The organism is Pseudomonas sp. LF020, from assembly GCF_053456425.1.
Map to the genome: position 1 here is coordinate 26,315 of NZ_JBRFIX010000010.1, position 17,546 is coordinate 43,860.

Below are 17,546 nucleotides of genomic sequence, written 5' to 3' on the forward strand. Positions count from 1 at the left end.
GCTTGTCGTAAACACGACCAAAGCCGTACGAAAAATCCTTTCAGCCACCACCTGAATGACAAATTCCAGACAAAAAAATGCCCGGCAAGCCGGGCAAGTTTTTTCGATGCGCGTACTTACAGGTTGTAGCCGCGTTCGTTGTGTTGTGCCAGGTCCAGACCCACAGCCTCTTCTTCCTCGGCCACACGCAGACCCATCACGGCGTCCAGGACCTTGAGGATGATGAAGGTGACGATTGCGGTGTAGATCACCGTGAAGCCGACACCTTTGCACTGAATCCATACTTGAGCGGCGATGTCGGTGACTGTGCCGAAGCCACCCAGCGACGGTGCAGCGAACACACCGGTGAGGATCGCCCCGAGAATACCGCCGATACCGTGTACGCCGAAGGCATCCAGGGAGTCGTCATAGCCAAGTTTGCGTTTCAGGGTGGTGGCACAGAAGAAGCACACCACGCCTGCCGCCAGACCGATCACCAGTGCGCCCATCGGGCCAACGGTGCCCGCAGCCGGAGTGATCGCCACCAGACCGGCAACCACACCCGAAGCAATGCCCAGAGCGCTTGGTTTGCCGTGAGTGATCCACTCCGCGAACATCCAGCCCAGAGCCGCTGCAGCGGTTGCAATCTGAGTGACCAGCATCGCCATGCCGGCAGTGCCGTTGGCGGCTGCGGCGGAACCGGCGTTGAAGCCGAACCAGCCGACCCACAGCATCGCCGCGCCCATCAGGGTGTAACCGAGGTTGTGCGGCGCCATCGGGGTGGTCGGGAAGCCTTTGCGCTTGCCCAGTACCAAGCACGCGACCAGACCGGCGATACCGGCGTTGATATGCACCACGGTGCCGCCCGCGAAGTCGAGTACGCCCCAGTCCCACAGCAGGCCGCCATTACCGGACCAGACCATGTGTGCGATCGGCGCATAGACGAGGGTGAACCAGACGCCCATGAAGATCAGCATCGCGGAAAATTTCATTCGCTCGGCGAACGCACCGACGATCAGTGCCGGGGTGATGATCGCGAAAGTCATCTGGAAGGTGACGAACACCGCCTCCGGGAACAGCGCCGCGGGACCGGTCAGGCTTGAAGGCGTGACCCCGGCGAGGAACGCCTTGCCCATGCCGCCGAAGAACGAGTTGAAGTTGACGACGCCCTGCTCCATGCCGGTGGTGTCGAACGCAATGCTGTAGCCATAAATGACCCACAGAACGCTGATCAGACCGGTAATGGCGAAGCACTGCATCATCACCGAAAGAATGTTTTTCGAGCGCACCATGCCGCCGTAGAACAGCGCCAGGCCTGGAATGGTCATGAACAGCACGAGGGCTGTGGAGGTCAGCATCCAGGCGGTGTCGCCGGAATTGAGGACTGGAGGCGCCACCGGATCTGCCGCCATAGCCAGGCCGGGCATTACGATGGACAACAGGGCGCCTAGCCCTGCGAATTTACGCAGAGTCATATTGTTTTCTCCTGGGGCGTTGGGTTTGTGGCGGCGTTTAGATCGCGTCGGTATCGGTTTCGCCGGTACGGATGCGGATCGCCTGTTCCAGATTGACCACGAAGATCTTGCCGTCACCGATCTTGCCGGTGTTGGCAGCCTTGGTTATCGCCTCGATAACCCGATCCAGATCCTTGTCGTCGATGGCAACGTCGATTTTCACCTTGGGCAGAAAATCGACCACATACTCCGCGCCGCGATACAGCTCGGTGTGACCCTTCTGCCGGCCGAAGCCTTTGACTTCAGTAACGGTAATGCCCTGCACGCCGATTTCGGACAGCGACTCGCGCACGTCGTCCAACTTGAACGGCTTGATGATGGCAGTGACTAGCTTCATGAAACTCTCTCCCGAATTGGTGGACTTGCCCCAGGAAAACAAACCCGACTCAAGTCTAAGCGCAGTGCCTGGCTTTGTAACGCATCGTCGGCCCTACCTGCCCGACTGACGCCAGCTAACCGCTGCCGACGAAACTCCCCGTCCCGCCTGCCGCACTGCATTCGTCACAGCGACTGCATCAGTGCATGGGTCACTACCGACTAAGCAGAAAGCTTGCCATCTCGCCAAATTCCTCTGATTTCAATCTCTTGGCCGCTGCCGCAGGCGCCCGCGCAAAAAAGCCCCGACGGTTACGCACAACAACGGTGCGTTGCCGTCCGTCCGCCTGCGCGAAAAGCGTGCATCCGTGCCTGCGTCAATGACTATAGACACTGCGTGATACACTGCCCGCCACTGTTTACAGGACACATTCCATGCTCGCGCCCAAAGACTTCCTCGACGCCCTGAGCGGCACCGCCTCCCGCCTGTTCAGCGGCGACACCCCGCTGCCCAAAGCCGAAATCGAAAGCCAGTTCAAGATGCTGCTGCAGAGTGCGTTCAGCAAACTCGACCTGGTCAGCCGCGAAGAATTTGACAGTCAGATGGTTGTGTTGGCCCGCACCCGCGCTCGCCTCGAAAGCCTTGAGGCGAAAGTCGCAGAGCTGGAAGCCAAGCTGACGCCGCCGGCCGAGTAAGTCTGCAGACCCTGAGCCAAATGCCTTGAAATTTGCGAAAGAAATCAAACCGCTCCTGCCGAGGCAGGAGCGGTTTCCGTCAGACCAATCCTCTACAACGAATTATTCCAACGGTCTCGCAGAAACTCGTACAGGCGAAAAGCCCATAACGCGATTCTGACGAGGCGCCACATATGTTTAAGAAACTTAGACATACTTTGGCCCTCCTTGCGTGGGGCCAAACCTCCGATGCACTTTCCGGCGTACGAACACCTTCGGGACTACACGTGAGTATGTCCGCTAAGGCGGCCGGGTGTGGGTTCCCCGAATACAGCACCGGCACGGGTCTCACACCGTGTCGAGGAACATGAAGTCTTTACGCTCCCGGCCACACTTCGCGAATACTTCATGAGTGGGCATCGTCATTGCGGATTTTATGACCGCCCTTAGAAAGCGATTTAAACAACTTGTATCAAGTCGTTAGGAGGCGCTAGCAACAGGACCGTTGCCCTCTTTCACGCCCATCTGATACTTGCGCCAATGAGCAAACATGCATAACCTGACCCCACGTGAGTGTGTCCGCAAAGGATACGCAGGCCTTGGCCTCACCGAAGCCTGCAAACTGAAAACCGTCTACTCAAGGCGGTTTTTTTTCGCCTCGAAATTGGTTGATTACTTTCCCGCAACATTCAGTGAAAGTTCGCTCCCGCCTGATCGTCCTTCCCCAACTACCCTTCAAAAACCCGCAGGAAGCGGCCCCCCGATTCAGCTCAAGGAACGACCATGTCCCTCTCCATCGTCCACAGTCGCGCCCAGATTGGCGTGGATGCTCCCGCTGTCACTGTCGAAGTTCATCTGGCCAACGGTCTGCCGTCGCTGACCATGGTCGGGCTGCCCGAGGCGGCGGTGAAGGAGAGCAAGGACCGGGTGCGCAGCGCGATCATCAATTCCGGGCTGCAGTTTCCGGCGCGGCGGATCACCTTGAATCTGGCGCCGGCGGACTTGCCCAAGGACGGCGGGCGGTTTGATCTGGCGATTGCCTTGGGGATTCTGTCGGCGAGTGTGCAGGTGCCGTGTCTGACGCTGGATGAGGTGGAATGCCTTGGTGAATTGGCGTTGTCCGGCGCTGTGCGTCCGGTACGCGGGGTGTTGCCGGCGGCACTGGCGGCGCGCAAGGCCGGGCGGGCACTGGTGGTGCCGCGGGCGAATGCCGAGGAGGCTTGCCTGGCGTCGGGGTTAAAAGTATTTGCGGTGGATCATCTGCTCGAGGCGGTGGCGCATTTCAACGGGCATACGCCGGTCGAGCCTTATGTCTCGGACGGGCTGATCCATGCGGCGAAACCTTATCCCGACCTCAACGAAGTACAAGGGCAGATGGCCGCGAAACGGGCGCTGCTGATTGCGGCGGCGGGCGCGCATAACCTGTTGTTCAGTGGGCCGCCGGGAACGGGCAAGACCTTGTTGGCGAGTCGTTTGCCGGGCCTGCTGCCGCCACTCTCCGAATGCGAGGCGCTGGAAGTGGCGGCGATTCAATCGGTCGCCAGCGGCGTGCCACTGACCCATTGGCCGCAGCGACCATTCCGTCAACCGCACCATTCTGCATCGGGACCGGCGCTGGTCGGTGGCAGCTCGAAACCGCAACCCGGCGAGATCACCCTCGCCCACCACGGTGTGCTGTTTCTCGACGAGCTTCCGGAATTTGATCGCAAGGTGTTGGAGGTACTGCGCGAGCCGCTGGAATCCGGGCATATCGTGATTGCCCGAGCCAAGGATCGCGTGCGCTTTCCCGCGCGTTTCCAGTTGGTGGCGGCAATGAATCCTTGTCCCTGTGGATATCTTGGCGAGCCGAGCGGCAAGTGCTCGTGTACACCGGACATGGTGCAGCGCTACCGCAACAAGCTATCTGGGCCGTTGCTGGATCGGATCGATCTGCACCTGACGGTGGCGCGGGAAGCGACGGCGTTGAATCCGGCAGTGAAGCCAGGCGAGGACAGCGCCAGTGCGGCAGCCGTGGTGGCCGAGGCGCGGGAACGCCAGCAAAAGCGTCAGCGTTGTGCCAATGCGTTCCTCGATCTGCCAGGCTTGAAGCGGCACTGCCAGTTATCCAAAGCCGATGAGAAATGGCTGGAATCAGCCTGTGAACGGCTGACCTTGTCACTGCGCTCAGCCCATCGTTTGCTCAAAGTCGCCAGAACCCTGGCAGACCTTGAGCAAGTCGATGCAATCAGCCGTGAGCATCTGGCCGAGGCGCTGCAGTATCGGCCGGCGACGCCTTAATGCTCGGTCAGATCCACCAGCGGCGTCTGCCGCACTTCGGTGTCACGTCCGGCCTGGATTTCGCTCACGCGCTTCAACGCATTATCCACAGCACCTTTGTCTGCCAGCAGGCTGTAGCTGATCTGAAACTGTTGGCTGGCCTTTGGCGCAATGGTCGGCACCAGATTCAACGGACGCTGATAGTGGCGGTTGTAGGAAAAGCTGGTGCCTGGCTCAAGGCCCGTGACATAGCCCTGCCCTTGGGTGTCGGTGTTTTTCCACAGGGAAAACACTGGCAGCTGTTGAGTATTGAAGCCAACAGAGACACCGAGGCTGCCAGCCTTGTTGTGCAAAACAGTCAGGGTTTCACCTTGGGCGTCGGCGTAGGGCACGACGTTATAGACGGTTTCGTCGTAGTCCTTGGTTGGACCACGATATGTCTGCCAATCTGTCAACTCGGCTTTGGCCTTGTCGTTGAATGGCGAGACCTGTTTCACCGGCGCCGCGAACCGTGCACCCTGCTCGAGGAACGGCGTGCTGAAGTTGCTGTGATACAGCGCCTGGTATTCCTTCGGATAATCGCCGTTGTTAGTCAGCGTATCGTTGAGGGCAAAGCGCACGCTGCCCGGCTCGGTGACAAGCTCAGTGACGACCGAGAAGTCGACTTTCTTGAAGGCCTGCTCCTTCAGTTCGCCGCGCAGGCTGATGGCGTACGGCGGCTTCTCATCAATGTGCAGGGTAACGCTGCTGGCCGGGATGTTGGCGGCGCGCCCGTGCAGAGTCAGCAACTCGCCATTGTCGATGCCGGGATGGCCGACCCATTCGTAACCGCAGCGGGTTACCAGCTCGTTGAAGCCCTCCAGCCAGCCCAGGCCACCGCGCCCATTGAGTTCAATGAAGGCCGGGTTGACCACTTCCTTGACCGGCGAATCCCAACCCATACGCACGTTACCGACCGACGCCTGCAAGACATTCATGCCGCGGGTCGGCACCACCGAGAGTTTCATCGTGCCGTTATCGATATCGACGATGCTGACACCTTCCTGACGTCCGCCGTGCAAGGTTCGCAGACTCACGGAGAAAGGCTTGGCGGTTTTCACCCCGAGTTGCTCACTGGTAATGCTCCAGTTTTGCGCGGGCTTGTTGGTATCGAGGAGTACGTAATCCCACGCCATGGCGTGGGAAGCAGCAGAGAGTGCGCCGAGTGCAACGGCGAGTTTGAGCGGGGTCATGGCAGCAGCCTTTATTGGAGTTGTGCCATTTTTATAGCGCTGCGGAAACGTTTCAGCAAGTGCAATGGAGCTTGCGATCGTGTGATTTACCAAGAATTGGCGGGGATCCATTCGCGAGCAAGCTCGCTCCCACAGGGATCTCGGGTGTTCACAGAATCTGTGATTCACGCCGGAAACTGTGGGAGCGAGCTTGCTCGCGAAAGCTATATCAAGGCTGTATCAACGGAAGCGATCAACCTCGGAACGCAAGTCCGCCGCCAGCTTCTCCAGCTCCTTGGCGGTGACCGCGAGGTTCGACACCACCTCACGCTGCTCACTGTTGGCCAGCGCAATGCTCTGCAGATTGCTGCTGAGCAAGGTGGCGGTACTGCTCTGCTCCTGCGTCGCCGTTGTAATCGCGGCAAACTGCTGCCCCGCCGAGCGGCTCTGCTCGTCGATCCGCGCCAGCGCCGAGGCAACATTGGCGTTACGCGACAGGCCTTCCTGCATCAGCAGGTTGCCCTGCTCCATGGTGCTGATGGCGTTGCCGGTTTCCTGCTGGATGCTGTGAATCATCCCGGAAATTTCATCAGTGGCCTGACGGGTGCGCGAAGCCAGGTTACGCACCTCATCAGCGACCACGGCAAAACCACGGCCCTGTTCACCAGCACGCGCTGCTTCGATGGCCGCGTTGAGCGCCAGCAGGTTGGTCTGTTCGGCGATCGAGGTGATCACGCTGACAATGCCGCCGATTTCCTGGGAGCGCTGACCGAGGGTGTTGATCACGGTGGCCGTGGTGTTCAATGCGCCAGCGATTTGCTCCAGCGAGGACGACGCTTCTTCCATCGAGCTGCGACCGATCTGCGTTTGCTGAGCGTTTTCCTGGGCCAGACGCTGGGTCGCGCCCATGTTGTCGGCGATGTTCAGCGAGGTGGCGCTGAACTCTTCAACTGCGCCGGCCATGCTGGTGATTTCGCCGGACTGCTGTTCCATGCCTTCGTACGCGCCGCCGGACAAACCGGACAGCGCCTGTGCGCGGCTGTTGACCTCTTCCGAAGAACGACGGATGTGCTCGACCATCGTCGACAGCGCCTGGCTCATCTGGTTGAACGCGCGCGACAGCTGACCGATTTCGTCGTTGCTCGCTACGTTCAGGCGCACGCTCAGATCACCGGCGCCCAGCGCTTCGGCCTGACGCACCAGGTCGCCCAGCGGTTGCAGCTTGCTGCGCAGCAGCCACATCGCCGCCCCCACCGCGATCAGCATCGCCAGCAGGCTGCCGATGGCGAGTTGGGTGCCGACGCTCCAGGTCACCGCGCGAATCTCGGCTTTCGGCATGCTCGCCACCACCGACCACGGCCCGCCGTCGAACGGTACGGCAATGCTGTAGAAGTCTTCAGCGGTGTCGCTCCAGAACTCACCCTTGCCCGGTTTCGCCGCCAGCCGCTTGATCACCGGAACGGCCTGATCCAGCGCTTGCACACCGGCCGGGGCGACCAGCCATTTGTTTTGCTCATCGAGCAACGCCAGCGAACCGTTCTGACCGATACGGAAGCGCTTGAGGTTGGCGAACTGGGCGTTCTGCGCATCGGTGTAGTCGAAGCCGACGAACAGCACCGCAATCACCTTGCCGCTGCCGTCGAGCACTGGCGTGTACTGAGTCATGTAGGAGCGGTCGAACAGCAAGGCGCGACCGACATAACCTTGGCCTGCCATCAACTTCGCATAGGCCGGGTGGGCGTGGTCGAGCAAGGTGCCGATCGCACGAGTGCCGTCCTGCTTGGTCAGGGAAGTGCTGACGCGGACGAAGTCTTCGCCGCTGCGCACGAACAGGGTGGCGACCCCAGCGGTCATCTGCTTGAACTCGTCGACTTCCTTGAAGTTGTTGTTCAACACTTCGCTGCCCAGGTGCAGGCCCGGCGTCTGGGTGCCAGCGACACTCACCGGTTCATCCGGGTGAATGCTCAGGCCGGCACTGAAGCGCTTTTCGAACAACCCGCTCAGACGCTGGGTGCTTTCGCGCAGCGTGCCGTGGAAGGTACTCAACTGGTCGGCCAGCAGTCGCGCCTCACTGGCGAGGTGTTCTTCACGGGTGGCAAGGTTGGCGGTATCCAGCGAACGCAGGGCGAACACCGTACTGCCACTGATGACAATCGCAAGAATCACGGCGAGCGCAAGACCCAGCTGCGAGGCGATCCGGGCACGAGGTTGAGACATGGACAGCTCCTGGCCGAGCCACCGGATCCTCCCTGATCGCAGCAATTGCTCGGAATGTTCTAATAATGGGGGTGAATCGTGGCAACCGGCACGGCGGTTCCACATGCTCATTTTCGGCGGTGAATGCGAATACTTGAGTAAATAGCGGGGTTATGGCCCGAGGCCGGCATTGTGCGGGCTCGAACGTTTCAGCTCAAGCGCTTGACCACCGGCAACGCCATGGCGCGCACTTCGCCTTGCAGGAAGTCGCTGAGACGGCGCAAACGTTCACCTCCCGGACGGGTTTTTGGCCACACCAGGTAATAATTCAGTCCGCTGGCGACGGCAGTCGGCCACGGCAGACTCAAGCGTCCCTGCGCGACATCCTCGGCGACCATCAGCAGATCGCCCATCGACACACCGTAGCCTCGGGCGGCGGCGATCATGCCCAATTCCAGGGTATCGAACACCTGCCCGCCCTTGAGCGACACCTGATCGGACAGGCCCATGTGCTCCAGCCAACTGCGCCAGTCGCGCCGGTCCGGGGTCGGGTGCAGCAGTTCGGTGGAGGCCAGGCGTGCGACATCCCACGGCTGGTCATTCAGCAGATTCGGCGCACCCACTGGAATCAGCTCTTCCGGAAACAACAGGCTGGCCTCCCAGTCCGGCGGAAAATGCCCGTCACTCAGCAGCACGGCGCAGTCGAACGGTTCATTGTTGAAATCCACCGAGTCCACATCCATCCAGGCGCTGGTCAGTTGCACTTCGTTGCCCGGTTGCAGATGACGAAAGCGACTGAGCCGCGCCAGCAACCAGCGCATGGTCAGGGTCGACGGCGCTTTCATGCGCAGGATGTCGTCTTCGGCGCGCAAGGTGTTGCAAGCGCGCTCTAGGGCCGCAAAACCGTCACGGATCCCCGGCAACAGCATGCGCGCTGACTCGGTCAGTTGCAGGTTGCGTCCGCTGCGATGAAACAGCTTGCAGGCGAAATGCTCTTCAAGCGTGCGAATGTGCCGACTCACCGCACTCTGGGTAATCGACAGCTCTTCGGCGGCGCGGGTGAACGAACTGTGCCGCGCCGCCGCTTCGAATGCGCGCAGGGCATACAAGGGAGGAAGACGACGGGACATTCAGAAAGCTCCTATAGCGGGTTGTGGCCAACTTAGCAGAATCTGCTCAGGATGAGTTTTAATCATGCCACCCATCCTTTTTATCCCTTTGTGCGAAAGCGTTTAAGCGCCGAGAATCGACGGTTCCCTGTTCCCTCTTTTTATGAATGGTGATGACCATGCAGCATCCCGTGCGTACCGAACTCTGGGCCATCCTGCGGCTGGCAGGGCCGTTGATCGCTTCACAGTTGGCGCACATGCTGATGGTGCTGACCGACACCCTGATGATGGCGCGCCTGAGTCCCGAAGCGCTGGCCGGTGGCGGTCTTGGCGCGGCGAGCTATTCGTTCGTGTCGATTTTCTGCATCGGCGTGATCGCGGCGGTCGGCACCCTGGTGGCGATCCGTCAGGGCGCCGGCGACATCATCGGCGCGGCACGCCTGACCCAGGCCGGGTTGTGGCTGGCGTGGCTGATGGCGCTGGGCGCCGGGCTGCTGCTGTGGAATCTGAAACCGGTGTTGCTGCTGTTCGGCCAGACCGAAACCAACGTCAACGCCGCCGGGCAATTCCTCATCGCCCTGCCCTTCGCCCTGCCCGGCTATCTGAGTTTCATGGCCCTGCGCGGCTTCACCAGTGCGATCGGCCGGGCGACACCGGTAATGGTCATCAGCCTCGGCGGCACCGTGGCCAACTTCCTGCTCAACTACGCGTTGATCACCGGCATGTTCGGTCTGCCGAAACTGGGGCTGACCGGCATCGGTCTGGTCACCGCGATTGTGGCCAATTGCATGGCGCTGGCGCTGGCCTGGCACATCCGCCGGCATCCGGCCTACGACGCCTACCCATTGCGCGCCGGCCTGTCGCGACCAAATCGTCAGTACCTGAAAGAACTGTGGCGCCTCGGCCTGCCGATTGGCGGCACCTACGCCGTGGAGGTCGGCTTGTTCGCCTTCGCCGCGCTGTGCATGGGCACCATGGGCAGCACGCAGTTGGGCGCGCACCAGATCGCCCTGCAGATCGTTTCGGTGGCGTTCATGGTGCCGGCGGGCATGTCGTATGCGATCACCATGCGCGTCGGCCAGCATTACGGCGCCGGGCAACTGAGCGATGCGCGGATGTCCGGGCGGGTCGGCATCGTCTTTGGTGCGGTGGTGATGCTGGGTTTCGCCATGGTGTTCTGGCTGCTGCCGAATCAACTGGTCGGGCTGTTCCTCGACCATAACGACCCGGCGTTTGCCGAGGTGATTCGTCTGGCCGTAAGCCTGTTGGCGGTGGCCGCGTGGTTCGAGCTGTTCGACGGTACGCAGACCATCGCCATGGGCTGTATCCGTGGGCTCAAAGACGCGAAAACCACGTTTCTGGTCGGGCTCGGCTGCTACTGGCTGATCGGCGCGCCGGCGGCGTGGTGGATGGCGTTTCACCTGCATTGGGGGCCGACTGGCGTCTGGTGGGGGCTGGCGCTGGGGTTGGCGTGTGCGGCGGTGAGTTTGACGCTGGCGTTTGAATGGAAGATGAAGCGGATGATTCGGCTGGAGCCTGTGTCACAGAGGTTTGAGGCTGTTCGCGCAGATTAAGATCAAAAGATCGCAGCCTTCGGCAGCTCCTACAGGGATCTGTGTAGGAGCTGCCGAAGGCTGCGATCTTTTAAATGGCCTCAACCAGACTTTGCTGGCTGGCACCAAACGTCAGGTACTCCACCAGTTCCGCCAACGGCAACGGCCGGCTGATCAGATACCCCTGCACCTGATCACAGCCAAACCCGCGCAGCAGTTCAAGTTGCTCCGGTGTTTCCACCCCTTCGGCCACCACTTCCAGATGCAGGTTGTGCGCGAGGTTGATCATCGCGTGCACCAGTTTGCGATTCTCTTCGCGCTGCTCCATGCCGCCGACAAAGCTTTTGTCGATCTTCAGCAAGGTGATCGGCAGACTGTTGAGGTGCACGAACGAGGAGAAACCGGTGCCAAAATCATCCAGCGAGAAACGCACGCCGAGACGGCCGAGGGCGTCCATGGTCTGTTTGACCAGATCGCTGCGGCGCATGACGGCGGTTTCGGTCAGTTCAAATTCCAGCCACTGCGCCTCGACCCCACGCTCGGCAATCAGCCGACTGAGCGTCGGCAGCAACTGGCTGTCCTGAAACTGGCGAAACGACAGGTTGATCGCCATGTGCAGCGCCGGCAGCCCGCGCTCACGCAGCGCCTGCATGTCACGCAGGGCGCGGGAAATCACCCAGTAGCCCAGCGGCACGATCAGACCGCTCTGCTCGGCCAGCGGCACGAATTCGCTCGGCGGCAGCAGACCGCGTTCGCCATGACGCCAGCGCACCAGGGCTTCGAGGCCGACGATCTGCCCGTCTGCAAGATTCAGCCGTGGCTGGTAGTGCAGTTCCAGCTCATCACGGCGCAAGGCCCGGCGCAGCTCGCTTTCGAGGTCGGCCATGCTCCGCGCGTTGCGGTTGATGCGTTCGTTGAAGATATGGAAGGTGCAGCCCTGCGTGCTCTTGGCCTGCTGCATGGCGATGTGCGCGTGCCACATCAGCGGGTCGGCACCGCCCTGCGCACGGGCATGGGCGATGCCGAGGCTGGAGCCGATCAACAGGCTTTCGCCATCGACCCAATACGGCTCGGACAAGGCTTCGGTGATGCGTTCGGCCATCCACTCGGCGCGTTGCGGCGCACGACGGGTATCGATCAACAGGGCAAATTCGTCGCTGCCCAGCCGCGCCAATTGATCACCGGCCTCGAGCTGGCTTTTCAACCGCGCAACGACTTGCAGGATCAGGCGATCGCCAGCCTGATGGCCGAGGGCGTCGTTGGCGTGACGGAAGTTGTCGAGATCGAGATGCCCGAGGGCCAGACCGCGCCCGTCGTTTTCCGCGAGGCGCGCCGCCAGCAGGGTCTGAAAACCCTGACGGTTGGCGATGCCGGTCAGCGGATCCTGTTCGGCCAGGCGTTGCAGAGTATTTTCGAGAACGCCGCGTTCACGCACGTGGCGCAGGCAGCGGCGCAGCATATCTGCGTCGAGCGCGTCGAACACCAGCCAGTCGCTGACGCCAACCGGCGCGGTAGCCGGTTCGTGTTCCAGCAGCAGCACCGTCGGCAGGCTGCAACGACCCGGGGCCGGCTGCAACGCAGGAATGGTCAACAACACCGCGTGGCGATTGTCTTCGAACAGACTGCTGACCGACTCCCAGCTCGGCGCGCTGATCAGCACCGCCGCGCTCCCCAACGGAGCCAGACACTCGCGCAATAACGCTGTCCACGCTGGCTCTTCGGCCAGTAGCAGCAAACGCAAGGGTTCGACAGGCGTAGACAAGCTAGCTCCCTAGACTCTGCAATGATGTGGGCGGGGCATTATGCCGTTGCGCGCAACAATGACCAAATGACAACGGTTATCAAAACGTTATTTTGTGTCACGAATGAGTACATTAGCCGCAAAATCACCGCGCATCCTCCGCGAAAGTAACAAAACCGGCAAATTTGAATCGCGTGGTGCGTCACAAGTCGGAGAGAGCAGCACAAATCGCTGAGCCTGTTAAAATGCCGGCCCATTTCGTCAACGACTCCCGAATTTTCGTATGTCCCGACTCAATCCCCGGCAGCAAGAAGCCGTGAACTACGTCGGCGGCCCTCTATTGGTGCTCGCCGGCGCCGGCTCCGGCAAGACCAGCGTGATCACCCGCAAGATCGCGCACCTGATCCAGAACTGCGGCATCCGCGCCCAGTACATCGTCGCCATGACCTTTACCAACAAGGCTGCGCGCGAGATGAAAGAGCGGGTCGGCACCTTGCTGCGTGCCGGCGAAGGTCGCGGCCTGACGGTCTGCACGTTCCACAACCTGGGCTTGAACATCATCCGCAAGGAGCACGTGCGGCTGGGCTACAAACCCGGTTTTTCGATCTTCGACGAGACCGACGTCAAAGCCCTGATGACCGACATCATGCAGAAGGAATATGCAGGCGACGACGGCGTCGACGAGATCAAGAACATGATCGGCGCCTGGAAAAACGACCTGATCCTGCCGGCCCAGGCGCTGGAAAACGCGCGTAATCCGAAAGAACAGACCGCTGCCATCGTCTACACCCACTACCAGCGCACGCTGAAAGCGTTCAACGCGGTGGACTTCGACGACCTGATCCTGCTGCCGGTAAAGCTCTTCGAAGAGCACGCCGACATTCTCGAAAAGTGGCAGAACAAGGTGCGTTACCTGCTGGTCGACGAATATCAGGACACCAACGCCAGCCAGTACCTGCTGGTGAAGATGCTGATCGGTAAGCGCAACCAGTTCACCGTGGTGGGCGACGACGACCAGTCGATCTACGCCTGGCGTGGCGCGCGGCCGGAAAACCTGATGCTGCTCAAGGACGATTACCCTTCGCTGAAAGTGGTGATGCTGGAGCAGAACTACCGCTCCACCAGCCGCATCCTGCGCTGCGCCAACGTGCTGATCTCGAACAACCCGCACGAATTCGAAAAGCAGCTGTGGAGTGAGATGGGCCACGGTGACGAGATCCGCGTGATCCGCTGCCGCAACGAGGACGCCGAAGCCGAGCGCGTGGCCATGGAAATCCTCAGCCTGCACTTGCGCACCGACCGCCCTTACAGCGATTTCGCGATCCTCTATCGCGGCAACTACCAGGCCAAGCTGATCGAACTGAAGTTGCAGCACCATCAGGTGCCGTACCGCCTGAGCGGCGGCAACAGCTTCTTCGGCCGCCAGGAAGTGAAGGACCTGATGGCCTACTTCCGCCTGATCGTGAACCCGGACGACGACAACGCCTTTCTGCGGGTGATCAACGTGCCGCGCCGGGAAATCGGCTCCACGACCCTGGAAAAACTCGGCAACTACGCCACCGAACGCAAGATCTCGATGTACGCCGCCACCGATGAAATCGGTCTGGGCGAACATCTCGACAGCCGCTTCACCGATCGCCTGTCGCGCTTCAAGCGCTTCATGGACAAGGTGCGCGAGCAGTGTGCCGGCGAAGACCCGATCTCGGCCCTGCGCAGCATGGTCATGGACATCGACTACGAGAACTGGCTGCGCACCAACAGTTCCAGCGACAAGGCTGCGGACTACCGGATGAGCAACGTCTGGTTCCTCATCGAAGCCTTGAAGAACACCCTGGAAAAAGACGAAGACGGCGAGATGACCGTCGAGGACGCCATCGGCAAACTGGTCCTGCGCGACATGCTGGAACGTCAGCAGGAAGAAGAGGACGGCGCCGAAGGCGTGCAGATGATGACCCTGCATGCGTCCAAAGGGCTGGAATTCCCTTACGTGTTCATCATGGGCATGGAGGAGGAAATCCTTCCGCACCGCTCCAGTATCGAAGCCGACACCATCGAAGAAGAGCGCCGCCTGGCCTACGTGGGCATCACCCGCGCCCGTCAGACCCTGGCGTTCACCTTCGCCGCCAAACGCAAACAGTACGGCGAAATCATCGACTGCGCGCCCAGTCGCTTCCTCGATGAACTGCCGCCGGACGACCTGGCGTGGGAAGGCAACGACGACACACCGACCGAAGTCAAAGCCGTGCGCGGCAATAGCGCATTGGCTGATATACGCGCGATGTTAAAGCGCTAGAATTGACCACTTTTTTAAAGCTTAGAGCGCACAAGCGCTGAACGAGGACAGCTTCATGGAAGCATTGCAGCAGAAAATCCGCGAACAAGGCATCGTGCTTTCCGACCAGGTCCTGAAAGTCGACGCCTTTCTGAACCACCAGATCGACCCGGCCCTGATGAAGCTGATCGGCGACGAATTCGCCACGCTGTTCAAGGACTCGGGCATCACCAAGATCGTCACCATCGAAGCCTCGGGCATCGCCCCGGCGATCATGACCGGTCTGAACCTGGGCGTGCCGGTGATCTTCGCCCGCAAGCAACAGTCCCTGACCCTGACCGAAAACCTGCTGTCGGCGACCGTTTACTCGTTCACCAAAAAGACCGAAAGCACCGTGGCCATCTCGCCACGGCACCTGACCAGCAGCGACCGCGTGCTGATCATCGATGACTTCCTGGCCAACGGTAAGGCCTCGCAAGCGCTGATTTCGATCATCAAGCAGGCTGGCGCCACCGTGGCGGGCCTCGGGATCGTGATCGAGAAGTCGTTCCAGGGCGGCCGTGCCGAACTGGATTCGCAGGGCTACCGCGTCGAATCGCTGGCGCGCGTCAAATCGCTGAAGGATGGCGTCGTCACTTTCATCGAATAAAGCCACCCGCAGCCCCCCTGTAGGAGCTGTCGAGTGCAACGAGGCTGCGATCTTTTGATCCTGATTTTTAGAATCAACCTCAAAAGATCGCAGCGTGCCGCAGCTCCTACAGGTTTGTGGTAGACGATTATTGTGCGGTGGCCTTCAGGCCAGTGAGCAGCAAGCGCTGGAACAGGTCTTCCTTCAAGCCTTCCGGGTTGGTCAGTTGCATTCGTTCCAGGTGCTCGGGAAACAACGATGCATCCGGCGCATCCAGCGCAGCCTTGCCCAGCTCCAATATCTCGCTCAGCTTGAACTTGCTCTTCAACCAGTTCAGCGCCCGCAGCAGATCCCGCTCGATCGCGCTGAAATCACAACCCAGCGGATACTCCGGAAACAGGTTCGGATGCTTCGCCGCAATCGCCTGCAAACGTTGCGGGGTGTTATCGGCAAAGCGTGGATCGAGGCGGAAATCCTTCGGCAGTTTGCCGACCTTCTGTGCTTGCTCGATCAGCCCCGGTTGGAAGCGTGAATCGCTGATATTGAGCAACGACTCGATCACCACCGCATCGGACTTGCCGCGCAGATCGGCGATGCCGTACTCGGTGACCACGATGTCGCGCAGGTGCCGTGGAATCGTGCAGTGCCCGTACTCCCAGACGATGTTCGAGCTGACCTCGCCGCCGGACTCGCGCCAGCTGCGCAGGATCAGAATCGAGCGCGCATCGTGCAGCGCGTGGCCCTGAGCGACGAAGTTGTATTGCCCGCCAACGCCGCTGAGCACCCGCCCGTCTTCCAGTTGATCAGCCACACCCGCGCCCATCAGCGTCATGGTGAACACGGTATTGATGAACCGCGCATCAAGGCGCTGCAAGCGCTTGAGCTCTTCCTGCCCGTACAGCTCGTTGATGTAGCTGATGCGGGTCATGTTGAATTCAAGGCGCTTGCTCAACGGCAGTTCACGCAGGCGCTCGTAGAAACTGCGCGGGCCGAGGAAGAAACCGCCGTGCACAGAGATGCCATCGGTCTGCGCCGACTCATCGAGGGTGCCGGCGTTGGCCTGCTCCTGAGTGTGCACGTCGGGGTAGACCTTGCGCCGGATGATCCCGGCATCCGCCAGCACCAGCAGACCGTTGACGAACATTTCACTGCAGCCATACAGGCCTTTGGCGAATGGCGCGGTACCGCCCTCGCGCTCGATCAACTTCGCCCACTGGCTGAGATTGATGTCATTGAGCAACGCTTGGTAACCGGCGTTATCTGCCTGCCGCGCCAGCAGTGCGGCGGTCAGTGCATCGCCCATTGAGCCGATGCCGATCTGCAACGTGCCGCCGTCGCGCACCAGGGTGCTGGCGTGCAGGCCGATGAAATGATCCTGAAAGCCCACCGGCATGTTCGGCGTGGAAAACAGCGTACTGCTGTCCTTCGCGTCGATCAGCAGGTCGAAGGTGTCGATATCGACTTCGGCATCGCCGGGCATGTACGGCAGATCGGTGTGCACCTGGCCGACCAGCAGAATGGTTTCCCCCGCCTCACGGCGCTTGGCGATCATCGGCAACAGGTCGAGGGTGATGTCCGGATTGCAGCTCAGGCTCAGGCGATCGGGATGTTCGCTGCTGCTGGCGAGCAATTGTGCTACCAGATTGAGGCCGGCGGCGTTGATGTCGCGGGCGGCGTGGCTGTAGTTGCTGCTGACGTAATCCTGCTGGGCCGGCGGGCTGTTGAGCAGGCTGCCGGGCTGCATGAAAAACTGTTCGATGCGGATATTGGCGGGCAGGCTGTCGCGGTGCAGGTCGGCAAGGAAATCAAATTCGGGGTAGTCGCCGAAGACGCGCTCGACGAAGGGTTCGATAAAGCGCTTCTGCAGACCGTCGCCCAGCGTCGGCCGCCCCAGGCACAGCGCGGTGTAGATCGTCAGTTGCCGCTCGGGCAGGCTCTTGATGCGCCGGTACAGCGCGTTGACGAAGTGATTGGGCTTGCCCAGCCCCAGCGGCATGCCCATGTGGATATGCGCCGGCAAGCGTGCGAGCACCTCGTCCACTGCCTGTTCGATCGAACACAACTGCACCATCTGAAGCCTCCTGCCCATTCCGTGAA

Annotated in this window: 12 protein-coding genes; 5 read left to right on the forward strand and 7 right to left on the reverse strand. The window is 60.8% G+C overall.

The features are described 5' to 3' along the window. Nucleotides 1-116 precede the first annotated feature (116 nt). Complete coding sequence (locus ACU680_RS22150) at nucleotides 117-1,454, reverse strand: ammonium transporter (protein ID WP_448180523.1); 1,338 nt, start codon at nucleotides 1,452-1,454, stop codon at nucleotides 117-119. 37 nt (nucleotides 1,455-1,491) lie between these two features. After that, nucleotides 1,492-1,830 (reverse strand): P-II family nitrogen regulator, encoded by a 339-nt coding sequence (glnK, locus tag ACU680_RS22155; protein WP_002555808.1) that lies wholly within the window; start codon nucleotides 1,828-1,830, stop codon nucleotides 1,492-1,494. Nucleotides 1,831-2,243: 413 nt separating this feature from the next. Between glnK and ACU680_RS22160 the strand changes: the two genes are divergently transcribed. Together ACU680_RS22160 and ACU680_RS22165 are read left to right on the forward strand one after the other, a co-directional pair. Continuing rightward, entirely contained in the window at nucleotides 2,244-2,504 is a 261-nt protein-coding gene (locus ACU680_RS22160; protein WP_011336527.1) for an accessory factor UbiK family protein, read from the forward strand. A 762-nt stretch (nucleotides 2,505-3,266) separates the two neighbouring features. Then, a complete protein-coding gene (locus ACU680_RS22165; RefSeq protein WP_448180524.1) occupies nucleotides 3,267-4,760 on the forward strand; it encodes a YifB family Mg chelatase-like AAA ATPase in 1,494 nt (497 codons plus the stop codon). Here ACU680_RS22165 and ACU680_RS22170 read toward each other — a convergent pair. From ACU680_RS22170 to ACU680_RS22180, 3 genes are all read right to left on the reverse strand, one after another. Then, complete coding sequence (locus ACU680_RS22170; protein ID WP_448180525.1) at nucleotides 4,757-5,971, reverse strand: aldose 1-epimerase family protein; 1,215 nt, start codon at nucleotides 5,969-5,971, stop codon at nucleotides 4,757-4,759. The genes ACU680_RS22165 and ACU680_RS22170 overlap by 4 nt on opposite strands. 219 nt (nucleotides 5,972-6,190) lie before the next feature. Next, the gene (locus ACU680_RS22175; RefSeq protein WP_448180526.1) at nucleotides 6,191-8,167 is read right to left on the reverse strand and encodes a methyl-accepting chemotaxis protein; all 1,977 of its coding nucleotides are present in this window, start codon (nucleotides 8,165-8,167) and stop codon (nucleotides 6,191-6,193) included. Between the two features lie 188 nt (nucleotides 8,168-8,355). Next, complete coding sequence (locus tag ACU680_RS22180) at nucleotides 8,356-9,276, reverse strand: LysR substrate-binding domain-containing protein (RefSeq protein ID WP_202369178.1); 921 nt, start codon at nucleotides 9,274-9,276, stop codon at nucleotides 8,356-8,358. A gap of 158 nt (nucleotides 9,277-9,434) precedes the next feature. Between ACU680_RS22180 and ACU680_RS22185 the strand changes: the two genes are divergently transcribed. Beyond that, complete coding sequence (locus tag ACU680_RS22185; RefSeq protein WP_448180527.1) at nucleotides 9,435-10,829, forward strand: NorM family multidrug efflux MATE transporter; 1,395 nt, start codon at nucleotides 9,435-9,437, stop codon at nucleotides 10,827-10,829. Nucleotides 10,830-10,899: 70 nt separating this feature from the next. Here ACU680_RS22185 and ACU680_RS22190 read toward each other — a convergent pair whose 3' ends face one another. Next, nucleotides 10,900-12,570 (reverse strand): putative bifunctional diguanylate cyclase/phosphodiesterase, encoded by a 1,671-nt coding sequence (locus tag ACU680_RS22190; protein ID WP_448180528.1) that lies wholly within the window; start codon nucleotides 12,568-12,570, stop codon nucleotides 10,900-10,902. Nucleotides 12,571-12,832: 262 nt separating this feature from the next. On the opposite strand from ACU680_RS22190, the gene rep reads away from it, so the two are divergent. Together rep and ACU680_RS22200 are read left to right on the forward strand one after the other, a co-directional pair. After that, nucleotides 12,833-14,842: a DNA helicase Rep gene (rep, locus tag ACU680_RS22195; protein WP_448180529.1), complete on the forward strand. Its 2,010-nt coding sequence runs from the start codon at nucleotides 12,833-12,835 to the stop codon at nucleotides 14,840-14,842. 55 nt (nucleotides 14,843-14,897) lie between these two features. Then, entirely contained in the window at nucleotides 14,898-15,470 is a 573-nt protein-coding gene (locus ACU680_RS22200) for a xanthine phosphoribosyltransferase (RefSeq protein ID WP_007962388.1), read from the forward strand. A gap of 127 nt (nucleotides 15,471-15,597) precedes the next feature. Here ACU680_RS22200 and ACU680_RS22205 read toward each other — a convergent pair whose 3' ends face one another. Next, the gene (locus ACU680_RS22205) at nucleotides 15,598-17,520 is read right to left on the reverse strand and encodes an acetyl-CoA hydrolase/transferase C-terminal domain-containing protein (RefSeq protein ID WP_448180530.1); all 1,923 of its coding nucleotides are present in this window, start codon (nucleotides 17,518-17,520) and stop codon (nucleotides 15,598-15,600) included. Nucleotides 17,521-17,546: the final 26 nt, after the last annotated feature.